Annotated in this window: 12 protein-coding genes; 6 read left to right on the forward strand and 6 right to left on the reverse strand. The window is 58.7% G+C overall.

Annotated elements, in window-relative coordinates; genetic code table 11:
* Positions 1 to 1,618: 1,618 nt before the first annotated feature.
* Positions 1,619 to 2,242: a hypothetical protein gene (locus U5782_RS05515; protein WP_322042816.1), complete on the forward strand. Its 624-nt coding sequence runs from the start codon at positions 1,619 to 1,621 to the stop codon at positions 2,240 to 2,242.
* Positions 2,243 to 2,362: 120 nt separating this feature from the next.
* Here U5782_RS05515 and U5782_RS05520 read toward each other — a convergent pair whose 3' ends face one another.
* Entirely contained in the window at positions 2,363 to 3,400 is a 1,038-nt protein-coding gene (locus U5782_RS05520; RefSeq protein ID WP_322042817.1) for a PRTRC system protein D, read from the reverse strand.
* Between the two features lie 1,366 nt (positions 3,401 to 4,766).
* Here U5782_RS05520 and U5782_RS05525 point away from each other — a divergent pair.
* A complete protein-coding gene (locus tag U5782_RS05525) occupies positions 4,767 to 5,231 on the forward strand; it encodes a hypothetical protein (RefSeq protein ID WP_322042818.1) in 465 nt (154 codons plus the stop codon).
* A gap of 198 nt (positions 5,232 to 5,429) precedes the next feature.
* Here U5782_RS05525 and U5782_RS05530 read toward each other — a convergent pair whose 3' ends face one another.
* The 5 genes from U5782_RS05530 to U5782_RS05550 all read right to left on the reverse strand — a co-directional run bounded on the left by U5782_RS05530 (position 5,430) and on the right by U5782_RS05550 (position 11,387).
* Positions 5,430 to 6,230, reverse strand: coding sequence for a hypothetical protein (locus U5782_RS05530; protein WP_322042819.1), 801 nt, complete (start codon positions 6,228 to 6,230; stop codon positions 5,430 to 5,432).
* A gap of 49 nt (positions 6,231 to 6,279) precedes the next feature.
* A complete protein-coding gene (locus tag U5782_RS05535; protein WP_322042820.1) occupies positions 6,280 to 6,735 on the reverse strand; it encodes a hypothetical protein in 456 nt (151 codons plus the stop codon).
* 51 nt (positions 6,736 to 6,786) lie between these two features.
* Positions 6,787 to 7,842: an integrase domain-containing protein gene (locus U5782_RS05540; RefSeq protein ID WP_322042821.1), complete on the reverse strand. Its 1,056-nt coding sequence runs from the start codon at positions 7,840 to 7,842 to the stop codon at positions 6,787 to 6,789.
* Between the two features lie 1,446 nt (positions 7,843 to 9,288).
* Complete coding sequence (locus U5782_RS05545; RefSeq protein WP_322043080.1) at positions 9,289 to 10,125, reverse strand: glycosyltransferase; 837 nt, start codon at positions 10,123 to 10,125, stop codon at positions 9,289 to 9,291.
* Entirely contained in the window at positions 10,125 to 11,387 is a 1,263-nt protein-coding gene (locus tag U5782_RS05550; RefSeq protein WP_322042822.1) for an oligosaccharide flippase family protein, read from the reverse strand. The genes U5782_RS05545 and U5782_RS05550 overlap by 1 nt, the downstream gene beginning before the upstream one ends.
* Positions 11,388 to 11,682: 295 nt before the next feature.
* Between U5782_RS05550 and U5782_RS05555 the strand changes: the two genes are divergently transcribed.
* The 4 genes from U5782_RS05555 to waaA all read left to right on the forward strand — a co-directional run bounded on the left by U5782_RS05555 (position 11,683) and on the right by waaA (position 16,913).
* Entirely contained in the window at positions 11,683 to 13,077 is a 1,395-nt protein-coding gene (locus U5782_RS05555; protein ID WP_322042823.1) for a phosphomannomutase/phosphoglucomutase, read from the forward strand.
* Positions 13,078 to 13,359: 282 nt separating this feature from the next.
* Positions 13,360 to 14,355: a lipopolysaccharide heptosyltransferase I gene (gene waaC / locus U5782_RS05560; protein ID WP_322043081.1), complete on the forward strand. Its 996-nt coding sequence runs from the start codon at positions 13,360 to 13,362 to the stop codon at positions 14,353 to 14,355.
* Between the two features lie 262 nt (positions 14,356 to 14,617).
* Entirely contained in the window at positions 14,618 to 15,502 is an 885-nt protein-coding gene (locus U5782_RS05565; RefSeq protein WP_322042824.1) for a Kdo hydroxylase family protein, read from the forward strand.
* Between the two features lie 46 nt (positions 15,503 to 15,548).
* The gene (waaA, locus tag U5782_RS05570) at positions 15,549 to 16,913 is read left to right on the forward strand and encodes a lipid IV(A) 3-deoxy-D-manno-octulosonic acid transferase (RefSeq protein WP_322042825.1); all 1,365 of its coding nucleotides are present in this window, start codon (positions 15,549 to 15,551) and stop codon (positions 16,911 to 16,913) included.
* Position 16,914: the final 1 nt, after the last annotated feature.

Consider the following 16,914-nt stretch of genomic DNA (forward strand, 5'->3'; position numbering starts at 1 on the left):
GGTTGGAAGTTCGGTGAGGTCACGTTTGAGCTTTGGCAACGAGTAAAGGAGGAGGATCGATGAACCGTCTCAGAAAAATATGGTTTGGGTTCAGGCGATGGCCTCACTTCATGCAGCGAGTTGTGATTGCTGTCGTACTTTACCTGCTATGGCTATTTTCAGCGTGGATCTACAGCGAGGGATGGCGCGGTACTGCTGAGATCCTCGGGATTGTCTCTAGCTTCGGTTGTTTCTTCGCAATCGGTGGCTGGTACGTCCTGCGCGGCGCATTTTTAATCTTGGTGTTGTGGCTGAGATTCTTCTAGGTACCTGCATGCCGCGATCGGAAAGCTCAACGAAACATGCAGCTTTCCGGTTCAAACCACGCAGGCGCCTGCAACGCGGACACGAAGCTTGACATTGAAGATGCCGAGTCAGACAGGATTTACTCACCTCATACATAAGGAACTGAGATGTTTGGTCTGATAGTACTTTTCGCGCTCGGATGTCTCGGCTACTGGCTGGGCACACGCTAGCCATTTCGAAGCGACTCGTCGGCTGCTGGCTGATGAGCGCTGCCGAGAGTCGCACTTTTCTCATCATGGGTGGCCTTGGGGGCAGAATAAGATTGCCGGCGCCCATGATGCCCTGCTTACTATCGTCAACAGACGGAGGACAATGATGGGCTGGAGTTTCTTTGCGTTAGGTATTGCCATTGCACTCGCCGCACTTGGTGTGGTCATGAATCGTAACGGCCGCAAGGCCGATCGCGAGCGAGCACGTAGAGGTTGTCCGTGCAACCGAAAGTGATTCAGGGGCTTGAAATCGTTGCCCGGTGCAACAGTAGGCTGTCTACTTCACGGTAACCACGAGAGATGTGACAGTGTAGTGAATCGTAAGCGGCGCGCGGTATGCACTAAATGAACGAAGACCGCGACAGCATCGACAGGCTGTTTCAATCGAGGCCGCACCCGTTGGGTGCGGCCTCATGCATTTCGGCTTGTATCATGCTTTTTCTTCGACCTATCGGATGTCTGATCCATACAAGACACCACTCATTAAACAAATAAATGGCGGTTAGGACTCAATTACCCGCGTCGCGTAGTCTGTTGCACACTTCGATCAATTGTAAATTTTTCGGATCGGAAAAATTCCAAGAAAAATCAAATGCTTGTGAAGTGGGTGTTGCACGTTTGAGATCGAAAAGTCTGCAGGCGCCTGCAGAATTCACCCGTGCAGAGCTGTCTCTTGATATTCCCAATGTACGCAACACGTCTGGTTGCACCGAACTGGCTCGCTCCTACTGCGACGATTCGGTTGCACGAGGCAGGGGCTCGGCGTCGTATCGATGCCGTTGTCGACGGCAGCGGGGCGGAGTACGAGTGGCTCAAATGCAGGATATTGAGCCTGGTGGAGGCGCTTGAGCAAATGTTTCCGAGTGGTCGTGGCATCAGTGTCAGTCCGCGCTTGTTCCTGGCTGCAACGCGGTATTTTTAAAGATGAGCAATATTTTCTTTTTTCATGTTTTGTGTGACAACGTCGTTTCCACGATTTAAAATTTATTCTTCTCAAATGCGTGAATTCGTTTTGAAAAGAAAATTTGATATCTATCAATATAAGATGACGATAATTAATTAATATGACAGATGAAGAGTTGGTGAAGTTTCGGGAAGATGGCTATAAGATCCACGAGTTTCTTCGTTCTGAAGGGGCTGGACCTTGGGAACTGGGGAGGCGCTACGGAAGTGAGATTCGTATTGGAGTTTGGCCCTCACAGCGTGCCTTGGCAACAGCATACTCCGTATCAGTTTCTCATGTATCTCGTTGTATCGCCATTGCAGAGCTATCGGGGAACATCGTGAATGTATTTGGAGGCTCAGATAATCTCAGCTTTAGAATTGGCGAGAAATTACTGAGGATTCAAAAATCAATCGGAGAAGCTGAAATGGAGCAACGTGCTGTTTTTGTCAAAGATCTAAAGCTAACTCGTCTGGCAGATTTGATCGAGATGTTTTCAACGGGAATGGTCATGTCCGAATTAAATCCTCGACTAAGCGTCGTAGTTGAAGAAAATTACAAAACAATCTCCATCCAGGGATCGGATATCAAAAAATTGATACCTCATATTGGTAGATTGGAGAAAGCGATCGTTGACTTCCTGGTTGCAGTCACGGAAAGTAAAGCGTGCAAGCGTAGAGCCAAAGCAAAAAGTTCGCGCCGAGCAAGGATGCGCAATGCAAGTGGTGCACGGGAGGCATCTTAGTCTGCAATATGGACAAGCTATCCCGTGGGGAGCGACGACGAGAGGTCGGATCCTTGCTTGCGAGACCTGTAGCATTTCGACCTGTCGCCTGGTAGTCTGCCAAATCCGTCGATGAAACAACTAGGTTGGTTTGCTCTGAGGGTTTCGTCGATCGACGCGACGTTCCCGTGCGTGTTGGATCTCTCCAACGATCAGATAGCCGTAGGCGTTGGCTAAGTGCGGTGAGGGGATCACTTCTAAGAGCGTATCCGGGAACGCTTGCTGGACTGCGTTCGCATACAGTGCAGCACCGCCGCCCGAAAGAATGATTGAGCTTACATTGGGGCTGCTACCGAGATGGCTTTGGAGACGCCTCGCGGCATTGGCGATGATTGGAGTAGCCAGATCTAGATACGGACCTAGATCAATATCCTTGCCATAAAACAAGTAAGAAGACTTCTCGCGTATCGCTCGATCGATGCGCTCTATGTTATCGACTGTCTCGTTTTCGTCACGTGAAATGTGGTCCGCGATGCATTTGCAGATGTCCCATGTTCCTGAACGCATCCCGCCGCTACGGCTGTCATCTATTGTGAGGCCATTTGCCCAGATCCAGCTCGTCGTGAAATACCCCACATCGACGACCAGATGCGCTTCGTCATGGCGGAAATCGCTCTGGCGGCTATTCGCAGCGTGCATTAGCGTCCCCAGAGGCTGGGAGACGACAGTCACCTCGTCAATGGTGACACTGTCGGCGCCGAAACGGTTCTCGCCGAGGAACTGCTGCCTGATCGCTGATGAATACTTTTCTTTCAGATGGACTGGTAGGCCAAGAACAAGGCGTTCGACGTGTGTAACACCGGCAAAGTAAGCTGCACCAAACAGCAATGCCGCGTAGTTCCCCGTCAGAGCGTAGTCATCGCATAGCGCACTACCCGTCCAACCGTGTGCCGCTGTGATCGATACGTCCGGCCCAACTTCGTATTCAATACGGTTGATCGTAATAACGGCTGCTTTGCGCACAGCAGATACGCGTTGATTCCATCCGGAGAGCATCCCGATAGGTGCCAAGGGCGCAAGTGATGGAAACATGCCGGTTATCACGCTGCCTTGGCTATCGCGATAGGTGTACTTCGTACTTCCGTATCCGACGTCGATCGCAAAAACAGGTACTCTCATCTTGTAGTCCTATACTCGGTTTTGATAGTGCAGTTCAGGAGACGCCGAGAGTGATTCTTGCCGCCGATGAGGCGGGGCGGTTCGTCTGGCGCGTTCTCGCCCTGGGAAGGGCTGGTTTCGTACGGAAAGCTCAAGTCTTTCTATATTGAGTGTATCGACCGGGAAATACGAAACGCCTCGAAAAGATCACTAATAGTGGTACGCTTTTGCAGAAGAGTCGGCGTCAGCAAGCCGAGCTGCGCGCATCGCGCTGACGAGCGGTAGTAAGCTCATAAGACACCGGCACCATTTCTTTCCGGAGCGTTGAAGAGCCTGAAAACTAGAGCCGAATTGAGTGCGGGCCGCCGGAAGATACTTGGGCCTTTGAGATGCCGCACAGTACGGCGATCAATTGTCAGATGGAACCGTGAATCATTGGCGGAGCTTATCTTAGCGGTCGCCGTGATAGTCTAGGATCTGCCGCTTTGCCGTGGAGGGTTGACTATGGGATGGAGCTTTGGCGTACTGGCGTTCGCTTTATTGCTCAGCGCTTTGGGATTGGTCATGAATCGAAACGGTCGCAAGGCCGATCGTGAAAGGGCTGGCAGAGGGAATGCGTAATCGGGAGATCCGGTGTGGGGGCTTTTCTCCTACATGGGTTGGCCGTCCATTTTTACGGTAACTAACTGAAGAGCAAAGGTTGAGAGGCTGAGCGCACGAACATGCGGCTTTGCAAACACAGGAGGTAGTTATGGGCTTTGGAATCGTGGCTATGATCGTCGCTCTTGCTCTGTCCGGACTTAGCGTGATCATGGAGCGCAACGGCCAGAAGTCGGATAGGGCACGAAGCAAGCGAATGCATTAGCGTATCGTTTCGCATTCAGTGATCGCCAGAAATCTGGATCAAGGCTGCACCATCGGTGCAGCTTTTTCATTTGTGCTTCCGTATCCGATGTCTCAGGTTAGCGTCGGGTTCGCTACTGTCGGAGTTCTCACCGCACTGAGTTCCTCGATCGTCAGTAAGCCGGATCACGTTGGCGGAAAAACTGACGCGCGTCATGCCGTTTCGTCCCGGCAGTCATTGCCACAGCGCTTTGCAGGCGCCTGCAGGCTTTTTCCCGGAATGGTTAAGGTTTTTGGCTAGCTTTCGGTATTTAATTGCTCAAGGTTCCCGTTATAGCATTGAGTTGCACAAATTGCACACGCTCGTGTGCCAATTACTTCCATTTAAATCAAATGTTTAGCATATTCTATATGCTGAATGGGTGCAGGCGCCTGCAAATTGCAGGCGGCGTGAACTTGACTTTGCGATAGCGACGGAATACTGGTTTGGCGAGCGTCCTCCGTAACGAGGCGATCGCTAACTTCGTTAGTCAGGAGAGTTGCGATGACGTTTGATGAGATGTCAACGGGAGATTGCGTTCAGGGTTGCGTATGCGGTGACTGCGACTGGTGTTTAGAAATGCGTGTGCATTCTGTGCACGAATTGCCTTTGGACCCGGAGCATCGAAGTGGTGTGCTCATGGATGTCAGCGGATGTCACGGGGCGCCTGGTGGTGTACATTGCCGACCTCGTTCATTGGAGTTCCTTGACGAAAGCAGTGACTGGATTGCGTCCTATGTCCGAACCAGACTTATGGCGATGTCGCCGGATGCTTTGCGCATCTCGCGCCATACGCTGGATGTTGCGGCTCACGCGTTGCGCGATCGCTTCTTATCCGATACGGATGCCGTGATAACGCATGTGCTTGAAAGATCCACTCTTCGTTACCTGCTCGATGGTTCTTCCACCGTCATGATTGAGGACGTAGAGGTTGCTTTACGCGCGGTTGAGTCGGCGAAAAGGAAGTGATTGTTCAATCGGAGGCGCTGCTCCCTTCCTTGGTCTGGCGATCAAACCCTGCCGAACTGTTCGGATTGTCGGAGCCTGGAGTGGGGCCAACTTTCGGTTAAACGCTGACAGAGTGCGCGGATCAGCGGACCACACATTGGTGTGGTCCGTTGATCTGAAGGGCGTTGAGGCTGTTACAGGGTTTTGTATCAGGCGTCGTTACTCCACCGTCGCAACTTTCGCACGCTTACGGTTCGTAGCTAGAGGGAATTCCGCGCGCCATTCGTCCTGAGAAATGCATGGTAGTCCCAGCAAACCGGCTACGCGTCTGAAGGTGTCTGCCGAGTCCAACAGATCGCGTTGCGCGATTACTTTATGAGCGAGAGCGTGCGTGATCTTTTCGGGGGCGCCGTTCAGACGCGCTACCGTCAATTCCGTCTCGAAATCGACAGCTTTGTTCAATACGGCTGCAATCGGCATTTTGAACTGCAGAGCTTTTGCAAAGGACGTTGACACAGGAATGGCGGCTTCGGGAACTATGGTGATGCCAGCTTCCCGGGCAAATGCGAAGGCCTTGGATAAGACGTCCTCGGCCCCTGTATTCTGCGGCATGTCGGTGGCGAGAATACGGATATCGGATGGGGATACGCCAGCCTCACAAATCGCGGTGAGTGTTTCTATGGCAGCGTTTTGTGAATCGTTGTCGGGGGAAACGGAGACGATGATCGCTTTCATTTCAGTTAGGATTGCGCGCCGCGTCTGGATGAACCCAATCATTGACTGTCGCTCTTCTGGCGAGACGTCAATTATTCCTCCACGCCGGGAGGCCATCATCGCGCAATAGTGATTCTCTAACGCGTCTCCATTCTCGGTGGGTGCGTTGGCGACGCGATTGCCGTACGCATCGAGTGGACCGGGTTTAAGCATAATTCCTCCCGTTTGTGCGTGAAGAAGTTGCGCGGTCGACGCTTGTGCTGTGCTGTTCGAGCTTTGGAAATGCGCAGCAATCAGATGAGTCATTGACTTTCCTTTAGTGGATTTTGGGTGAGTAATCGTGTAACGGTGCGCGTTACTTCGCGTCGTTTTTGACGGGATCGCTATCGTGGACGAGTGCTTCGCGTCTGGCTCGGCGTCTGCGGCTTCGAGCGCGCTGTGACGATTCAAGAGGTTGGTAAGTTCGTAGGCGGAATGCATCCCACTGCCGGTTCTCAACGGGGCGACGGATGCGCGCAATCACGACGGTGCGCAAAACCTTCGCGGAGTACCCTGCACGTAGGCAGATGAGAAGCACGGCGCTGAGCGCGACCAATGCATCGTCGATATGGCAGTCCTGGTAGTCGAGATGTGTTGCATATGCGTGTAGCGTTTGTTCCGGGATGTCGAGAATCGACGCTGGCAACGGTCCCAGTGATTCGAGAAATCGCTCAAACTCGTGCCATAGTGGCAGCAGGGTGTCGATTGCTCCGACACCTCTGTATCGGGTAAGCGTGGCGCAAGCTTGCTCAGTGAGTTGCAGATCTGACACGGGTATCTTCTCCTTCGTGGATAACTATATTTCCCTATAGGATGAGTGGGACTACTTATTGGTTAGGAATTTTGAATAGCTTTTACCTCCACGAGGTAATTTGGATCGACGAGTTCGCGATGATGTCCGTCGGGTACGAACGTCGGTCATCATGCTAGTTTTCTTGTCGGAGTCGCCCGCTTTTGGCGTTACGATTTCCTTGGGCGGTGTGCGGGGAACAAAGTCACTAGGTAACTGGATTTTTTCGGGGAATCTGTGGCGAATCTGCCAACAGTAGACCTCGAGAATCATCTTCGTCCGCGAGGGACCATGCCCGAGGCGGTCGGATAGTTGCGTCAAGACTTCAACTGGCGGCGTATCTCGATCCAGTGCCGCGTTGGCGAAGTCCACTGCGTATGTGAATCTCAAGCTGTGGCTTGCTAGCTCGCGTCGCATCGGCAGTTGCTCAAAGCGAGATTTCAGCCGCGACTTCGCGCTCTTGAGATCGTCGTTGCAGCCACTGACCAGCTCGAAGTTGCGATCGCGACAGAACGCGATTGCTGCATTGATCGCGTCGAGCGTTTCATCAACGTGATCCATCAGCACTTCAGTCCGACGTGGCCGCCCATTCTTCGCGCCGCGTTCGATGGGCAGGCGTCGACTACCCTGCAGAATCAGTTCGCGCCAGCTCTCCAGCGACTTACCGCACATGAGGGCTTCACGCATGCGTAGTCCTAGCCACCGCATCAGGCGAATCACGTGTACGACACCGTTGTCGAGTTTTTGTGCCTCGCAGAGCAGGTCGTTGAATTCCTGTTGCGTGCGAGCACGGTGCCTTCCGTGTCGGTCCCGTCGCTCAAGTTGAAGCGCGCGACTGCCCGTCGAGTCGGATGTATCCTGACCCGCCATCGCCTGTATCACTGAGAGCGAAGCGCGGTAATTGGCGAGGGTGCCTGGCTTCATCGCGCCAGCGACGAGGAACCAGACAAAAAACTCAAGCATCCAGTCTTGGACTTCGTTCACATTCTCCAGGGTATGACCGATACGGGCCGCAAAACGCGAGAATTCGCTCCAATGCAGGCGACGGTGCTTCTGTGAATCTTTGCTTCCACCTGCTTCGCGGCTCATCTGTGCGGCATGGTTGACGCCTCTTGATCTTCGTCCCACGGTTTTTCGTTCCTTTGTCTGGTTGTTCCGCCTTGTAGCTATCCTCATGCGCCGGCGGGACGCGCATGAGAGCACCCTGGATGCCATCGTTGTGATGGCGACGTGTCCCAGGCGGGGGCACGTGAGTGAGCAGACGCAACGAGGGTGCGGCGTTGCGTCTGCAGGTATGCGGAAATAAAAGTGAGCGCAGAGGGTGGTTTAGCTGAGGGTCCCCGGTTGATGCCGGTGGAAAGGTCTGCGTGTTTGGAAGTTAGAGCCCGGAGGCGTGTTGAATATCGTGCGTCGCGGAGCGTCGCATTTGATGTTCAACCGCATTGGTGTGCATGCAGCACATGGGCGATGACGGTTCGCACAAGAGCGAACACGATGTCGGACGGATTGTCGGGTGAGAGCATCACACCGGAATCGTGCTTGATGGGGAAGTGGGGATGTGCGCCGGAACGGCGCATGGCAGACCAAAACGCACTATGGACTCGAGCGGTTCAATATGCAAAGGAAGTCACGCATGTCCCAAAGCGGATGGATGATGCGTTCTGATGAATCCATTTGCGCAGGATTTTCTCCTTCGCATGGATAGCGCGTCACTCTCCACGCGTTGCCTGGATAGTGATACACAAGTCAGCGGTTGACATGCTCAGATGACGAGTCAGTAACAGACTGGGCCTGCGTCGACGTAGCTTGCTTTCGCAAGCATGGTACGTGCAACCGGCATGTTGCTTAAGCGTTGAGTCGATGCAAGTTGATGCATCGGATGTGCGTAAAGAAAATTGCGCCTATTGGGAGCGCAAGCAGGAAGAGCATACGCAGGTGAAGCCGCACGCATTTTCAGAGGTATGCGCTGCGAATTGCAGCGAAAGATGGCGCTTTTTCCAGACGGACTACTGGAGCCGTGCCGGTGGCGGTTAGTGGCTCGTCGGGCAATGCAAGGGAGCTCAACCGAAGTTGTCACTGTTGCAGGGTGCCTGTCAAGCAATGGGCATGGATGCCATACCGAATCGATGCGTCATAGACGCGGACAACGAGGGAACAATACCACGACGTTCGGCGTCTGGAAATAGCGATCGCCTAATTTCGCAAGCGCTATGAAAAAGCAGCAAATTTGTTCATGCGTGGCGTCGAAAGCTGCATAAAAAGAGGCATCTTTCTTCGCGTATCTATGTCCACTTGCCGCCGAGCGTTTAATGACGAGTGAGGCTGAATCACCTTAACTTTACGCTTGCCATCGGACTGCCTATGAAGCCATCTCCGCTGTCGAGTTTCTGGACTGAGGTTTGCCGCGCCACATAGCTGTCCAAGGATCGCCCCGAGGTCGTTGCGCAGCTGAGGTGCTCAGGCGTCTCGATGATCATCATTTTGAGATGCCGCAGAACGAGATAGCGTCTGCGGTTGTTCTTTTATTTTGATTGTTTAGGGCTCTGAGCGTGCCAATACCGCCCGTTTCACCTTTTGCAAGGCACGGTAGGGCATCACAAGATGCAGCAGATTCTTCGTGATGCCCGCCCAGTCGCGCCAGTTCAGCATGTTCCAGTAGCGCAGCTGCAAACGTAGCGTAGACATAACCTGCTTGCGCCGCTTCGTCGCGCTGATACCGCCTTCGTTCAACTCGTAGTACAGCCCGAGTTCCGGCAGATTCGCGCAGTCGTAGCGCTCCATCAGACGCAGGAACAGATCAAGGTCCTCAGCGGCCGGATACAGCACGCGATAGTTGCCGACATCCAGCACCGCATCGATTCTTAGCATCACCGAAGGATGCACAAGAGGCGATCTCAGCATCCGCGTCTTGCGTAACGTGGGCGCATCGGCGGCGGGGCGCAGCATGAAAAGCGGTGCGCCTGCACGATTGATCACCTGGGTCCAGGTGCCGAGCGCAGCGAGCTTCGGCTCCGCCTGCAAACGCGCGCGCTGCTTCGCAAGACGTAGCGGCACGGCGAGATCGCCCGAATCGATCCGCGCCGCGTAGCGAAAACCGCGCGCGGCCAGCGCTTCCACACCGGCCTTGAGCGCACGCTCGATGCCGCCGTTCTTCGCCATGCGCAGCACTTCGATCTGCATGCCGGGCACGTCGGGCGCAACGATGGGCGGCGTGCTGCCGTCATCGACGATCAGCGCATAAATGGGCGCGTCCTCCGCGAATGAGGCGAGCGTGCGTTCGACATCGGCCTGGCCGTTGTAGGCGGGCATCAGCACGGCCACGTCGGCGAGTGCGCCGGTGCGGGTGACACCCGTAGCAGCGGGGGAATTCATCATAAAGCCAGCTTGAAGCGAATGTAATAGAAGTTCACGCAGGCCGCCGCGAGATAGCCGATCGCAAGACCGACTAACGCGCCATACGCGCCCATGCGCGGAATCGCCACCAGATTCACGGCGAACGCCACCGCGAGTGCGAGCAGCCACTTGGCGAGCAGAACGAACTTCGCCTGATATTTGAGGACGACCAGATTGCCGATCGCTTCGATCCCCGCGGGCAGCGAGAGCCATACGGCCCAGCGGAAGATGCCGATCGCGCCTGCGTAATCCGGCCCGAACACGCGATGGATGATAAAGCCCGCGAGCGCATCGAGCACCAGCGCGCCCGCGACCATCAGCGTGGCCGTCATCACGAAAAGACGCACGAGATTACGCTTGAGTTGCGCCGCCTCCTGCACGCGATAGACGAACGCGGGCGCGATGGTCTGCGAGAGCATCAGCGCGAGCGTGATCCAGTTTTCGTTGAGCTGCTGCGCGGCCGAGTAGCGTCCGAGATCCGCGAAGGAGATCGTGCGCTCGAGCATGAGGCGGTCGAGCTTCAGGAACAGATACATGCAGATGAGCCCGAGCCAGAACACCGTGCCGGCTGTGGCGAAATGCCTGAACAGCGTGCGGTCCACATGCCAGCCGAGCTTGCCGCCGTGACGGCTGCGGTAATAGAGCACGAGCGCCGCGCCGATCGCCGCCGATTCAATCGCCCAGAGCCAACCGAAACTGCCGGGCGTGAACGCGGCGCGCGCGAGCAGGAACACCAGCAGCGCCTTCACAACAGCGGTGCTCATGCTCGCGAGCAACTGCGGCTTGCTGTACGTCATGCTCTGCAGCCACGCGTTGATCACGCCGACAAACGGCTCGCGAAACAACATGGTGACGGCGAGTCCGGCGAGCATCGCGCCCACCATCGGATCGGTTGCGCCCAGCGCGATCCCGCCCCAGGTAATCAGCAAGGCCACGGCGGAGACGCCGATGCGCAACGCAAACGCGCTGCCGAGCACCGTGCCCACTTCCTCGCGGGGTTTGTTGACAATGGTGGGTACCAGAATCTCCGCGCCGCACACCCAGGTGATGGGCGCGAGCACGAGCAGCAGCGTGTTGGCGTACTGCCATTTGCCGAACACGTCGGGGCCGAAGTAGCGCGCCAGCACACCGCTGATGACGATGGCCACGGCGATCTGCGTGACGCGCTCGAGGCCCAGCCAGACGATGTTGCTGAATGCGCGCGTGACGTCGGGATTGGCGAAACGCTTGAGGCTCAGCATGCGAAGAGGGCGCGAAGGGAAAGGGGGACCGTGCGCATCGATGCGCGCTGGGTATGCCGCATGCGCACCGCTTCTCTAGATGCGGTGCCGGTGCAGAGCGCCATCGTGAGCGCGGATTTTGTCGTCTGAAAGAAACGGCGAGGCATTAAAATAGGTGCGTAACCTTCGGCTCAGCCGAAAACCCGCAATTATAGTTTGTAACGGATCCCTCTTTTCGTAACCGCCGGTCCCGTTCCGGTCATAAATCGTGTTACGAATAGACCCCCCGACTTTCCATCGCACGGTGAGCCTCATCATGATTTCTCAATCGATTTTCAAGGCCTATGACATTCGCGGCGTGATCGGCAAGACGCTCGACACGGATACGGCGCGCGCCATCGGCCAGGCGTTCGGCAGCGAGGTGCGTGCACAGGGCGGCGACGCGGTGGTGATCGCGCGCGACGGCCGTCTCTCGGGCCCGGATCTCTCCAACGCGCTTGCCGATGGCCTGCGCGCCGCGGGCGTCGACGTCGTCAACGTGGGCATGGTGCCCACGCCGGTCGGCTACTTTGCGGCCAGCGTGCCGCTGAATCTGCCCACGGGCGCACGCAGCGTCGATTCGTGCATCGTCGTGACGGGTAGCCACAATCCGCCCGACTACAACGGCTTCAAGATGGTCCTGCGCGGCAAGGCCATCTACGGCGAACAGATCCAGGCGCTTTATCAGCGCATCGTCGACCAACGTTTCGAAACCGGCGCGGGCACCTATGCCGACTACGACATCGCCGATGAATACGTCGCGCGCATCGTCGGCGACGTGAAGCTTGCGCGCCCCCTGAAGATCGTCGTCGATACCGGCAATGGCGTGGCGGGCGAACTCGCACCGCGTCTGTTCAAGGCGATGGGTTGCGAGCTGGTCGAACTGTTCACGAAAATCGACGGCAACTTCCCGAATCACCACCCGGACCCGGCGCACCCGGAAAACCTCCAGGACGTGATCCGCGCGCTCAAGGAAACCGACGCCGAAATCGGCTTCGCGTTCGACGGTGACGGCGACCGTCTGGGCGTCGTGACCAAGGACGGCGAGATCATCTATCCGGATCGCCAGTTGATGCTGTTCGCCGAGGAAGTGCTCTCGCGCAACCCGGGCAAGCAGATCATTTACGACGTGAAGTGCACGCGTAATCTCGCCAAGTGGGTCAAGGAAAAGGGCGGCGAGCCGCTGATGTGGAAGACGGGCCACTCGCTCGTGAAGGCGAAGCTGCGTGAAACCGGCGCGCCGCTGGCGGGCGAGATGAGCGGCCACGTGTTCTTCAAGGATCGCTGGTATGGCTTCGACGACGGCCTCTACACGGGCGCGCGTCTGCTGGAAATCCTCGCGCGCGTTCAGGACCCGAGCAAGCTGCTCAACGACCTGCCGAATTCCACGGCCACGCCGGAACTGCAACTGAAGCTGGAAGAAGGCGAAAACTTCGCGCTGATCGCGAAGCTCCAGCAGAACGCGAAGTTCACGGGCGCCGACGAAGTCATCACGATCGACGGTCTGCGCGTGGAGTACCCGGACGGCTTCGGTCTCGCGCGTTCGTCGAACACGACGCCGGTGGTCGTGATGCGCTTCGAGGCGGACAACAACGCTGCGCTCGCGCGCATCCAGGCCGACTTCAAGCGCGTGATCCTCGCTGAAAAGCCGGACGCGAAGCTGCCGTTCTAAGTGTTGCGGCGCTTGGAAGTCTGAGCAAGCGCCGGATTTGAAGTCCAAGCGGCGCCGTGCGGTTTCTCCGCCCGGCGCCGCGGCATTTGTGGCGTCGGCATGCTGCCCTCATTTTTCGGCTGCCGTTGTGCCGCGCCCGAATCGTCGCGAAAGGGTTGGGAAGGCAGTTCTGGCGCCTATATCCGCACTTTTGCCCCGCTTTTTCGCTCAACTCCCCGCCACGCGCTAAAATTGCGCACCTTTTAACCCGTCCGCCTGAATCAGTCCGAGTTTGCCTTGAGCGTGCAAAAGATCCTCATCGTGCGCGTGTCGTCGCTAGGCGACGTCGTCCACAACATGCCCGCCATCGCCGACATCCGGCGGCGGTATCCCGACGCGCAGATTGACTGGCTCGTCGAGGAAAGCTTCCAGTCGCTCGTCGAGCTCGTGCACGGCGTGCGCCGCGCGATTCCTTTCTCGCTGCGCCGCTGGCGCAAGCGGCTGCTCTCGGCGGCCAACTGGCGCGAGATCGGCGCGTTCCGCCGTGCGCTCGCTGCCGAAAAATACGACCTCGTGATCGACTGCCAGGGGCTCATCAAGACCGCCTGGGTCGCGAGTTGGGCGCGCGGGCCGCTCGTTGGCCTCGGCAACCGCACGGACGGCGCGGGCTACGAATGGCCCGTGCGCTTCTTCTACGATCGCTCTATTCGCATCGAGCCGCGCACCCACGTGGTCGAGCGCACGCGCCAGCTCGTGGCGGGCGCGCTCGAATTGCCGCCGCCGTCGCCTAATGACGACATCGACTTCGGTCTCGACACCAAGCGCGCCGCGCTGGCGCTCGCGGCCCTTGGCCTGAACCTGCCCGTGCCCTATGTGGTGTTCGTGCACGCCACGTCGCGCGCCGACAAGCAATGGCCCGACGCCCACTGGATCGAGCTGGGCCAGGCGCTGGTGCGCCGTGGCGCCTCGCTCGTACTGCCGTGGGGCAGCGACGCCGAACGCGCGACCAGCGAGCGACTCGCGCGCGAGTTCGGCGAAGCGGCCATCGTGCCGCCGAAGCTTTCGCTGCCCGCTGTGGTCGGCCTGATCGACGGCGCGGCGGCCACCGTTGGCGTGGACACCGGCCTCGTGCACATTGCGGCGGCGCTGAAGCGCCCGACCGTCGAGTTGTACAATTTCGCGACCGCCTGGCGCACCGGCGGCTACTGGTCGCCGAAGGTCGTCAATCTCGGCACGGCGGGCCAGCCGCCCACGCTCGCCCAGGTGAAGGGCGCGCTCGCGGGCTTCGGCCTGCTGTGAGGGCGCGGGGTGCGGCAACGCGCTCCAGCCGGCTTATCGGCAATTCCTGACGGACTGCGGCGCATCAAGGCGCGCCATGCGGCCCGCGCGGTATAAGGGTCGGCGCGCGCGACGCGCGGCCCCGGGTTTCCCCCAGGCACGACGCGATGGCACGCAGTACCCGGTCGCGGGCCGGCCGTATCGGACATCGGGCGCGCCCTGTGCGCGCCGTGCGCCAGACCTTCCCGCCAGGCATCCAGATCCATCGCTTCCAGAGGCGACCATGAACGAATCCCAGATCATCGAAATCCCTTCCGCCGACTGGCAGGGGCAATATCTTTCGCAGCCGCGCGAGCAACTGCTCGATGCGGTCGAGCAAGGCAAGGTGTTGTACTTCCCCAAGCTGGAATTCGCGATCGAAGGCGGCGAGCGCGCACTGCTCGATCCGGCCATCGCCGATCCCAAGCGCAAGAACATCAGCCTCGACCCGAACGGCGGCGCGCTGCATGGCGTGCTCGGCGACACGGTGACGCAGTCGGCCGTGCGCGCGCTGATCGCGCGCTACCAGGCTTGCGCGCGTTCGCTCGTCGATGGCCTTTTTCCCGAGTACACCGGCAAGCTGCGCGTTGCGCCCACGAGCCTGCGTCTGCATCAGGTGGAAACGCGCGAGACCTCGTGGCGCAAGGACGATTCGCGTCTGCATGTGGACGCCTTCCCGTCGCGTCCAAACTACGGCGAGCGCATTCTGCGCGTGTTCACCAATGTGAATCCCAACGGCGCGCCGCGTGTGTGGCGAGTGGGCGAGCCGTTCGAGGATATGGCCAAGCGCTTCCTGCCCAACATCAAGCCGCAGATGCCGGGCTCGGCGTGGCTGCAAAACCTGCTGCATATCACCAAGTCGCCGCGCAGCGAGTACGACCATCTGATGCTCAACCTGCACGACGGCATGAAGGCCGATCTCGACTATCAGAAGACGAGCCCGCAGGAGACCATCGGCTTTCCGCCGGGCTCGGTGTGGGTCTGTTTTTCCGATCACACCTCGCACGCGGTCATGTCCGGCCAGTTCATGATGGAGCAGACCTTCTTCCTGCCGGCGAAGGACATGGTGCATCCGGAGTGGGCGCCGCTCGGCATTCTGCAACGCCTCAAGGGCAAGGAACTCGTTTAATGCCGATGACGAACCCAGGCGCGCTGCAAGCCCGCGCGGAGTCCCGATGCTAAGGGCCGTCTATCGCGCGGCCTGGTGGCTGATCGCGCCGCTCGCGGTGCTGCGCCTGATGATCCGTTCGCGGCGCGAGCGCGGCTATCGCGAGCATGTTTGCGAGCGCTTTGGACACAGCGCCGGACGGTTGCCCGAGGACGACACGCCGCTCATCTGGGTCCATGCCGTTTCCGTGGGCGAGACGCGCGCGGCGCAGCCGCTCGTCGATGCGCTGCTGGCGGCGCGCCCCGATGCGCGCATCCTGCTCACGCATATGACGCCGGGTGGGCGCGCGACGGGCGAGCAACTCTTCGGCAATCGGGTGCAGCGCTGCTATCTGCCCTATGACATGCCGGGCGCCGTGCGGCGCTTTTTGCGCGCGTGGCGTCCGTCGCTCGGTCTCGTGATGGAAACCGAGGTGTGGCCCACGCTCATCGACGAATGCAAGCGCGCCGATGTGCCGCTCGTGCTGACCAATGCGCGCATGTCGGCGCGTTCGTTCAAGCGCGCGGCGAAGTTCGGTACGCGTGTGCGCGAGGTGTTCGGCGGCTTCACGCGCGTGCTGGCGCAAAGCCCTGCGGATGCGGAGCGTCTTACCGCGCTCGGCGCGCGCAACGTGGCCGTGCTCGGCAATCTCAAGTTCGATATGGCGAGCCCGCCGGGGCTCGTCGCGCGCGGGCGCGACTGGCGTCGGGCGATCGGCACGCGGCCCGTGTGGGTTGCGGCGAGCACGCGTGAAGGCGAGGAAGAACTCGTGCTGGAAGCCTTCGCCGCGCTGAAGGTGCCCGACGCGCTGCTGATCCTCGTGCCGCGTCATCCGCAGCGTTTCGACGATGTGGCCGCGCTGGTCGCGCGCAAGAATCTCAAGCTCGAACGCCGTTCGCAATGGGCGCCCGCTGCGAATGCGGTGGACGTGCAGACGAATGTGCGCGCGTTGCCGCAGGACGTGAGCGTGCTGCTCGGCGATTCGATGGGCGAGATGGGCGCGTACTATGCGGCTGCCGATCTGGCGTTCATCGGCGGAAGTCTGTTGCCACTGGGCGGTCAGAATCTGATCGAGGCCTGTGCGGTGGGCACGCCCGTGCTGATCGGCCCGCACGTGTTCAACTTCACGCAGGCCACGGCCGACGCCGTCGCTGCGGGCGCTGCGTTGCAGGTGCAAGACCCTGCCGATCTCGCGCGTGCCCTGCGCGAACTCTTCGCCGACAAGTCGCGCCGCGTGACGATGGGCGCGGCTGCTTCGGCATTCGCGGCGCGCCACCGGGGCGCGACCGCGCGTACGGTGGATGTCCTGCTGTCGCTCGTCACTGAAGCCGGGCCTCGCGCGGGCTCGCTGATGGGCGACGCAATCAGCGTGATGCCCGAAGACCGGCTGTAAG

This window comes from Paraburkholderia sp. J67 (assembly GCF_905220265.1).
Taxonomy (GTDB): domain Bacteria; phylum Pseudomonadota; class Gammaproteobacteria; order Burkholderiales; family Burkholderiaceae; genus Paraburkholderia.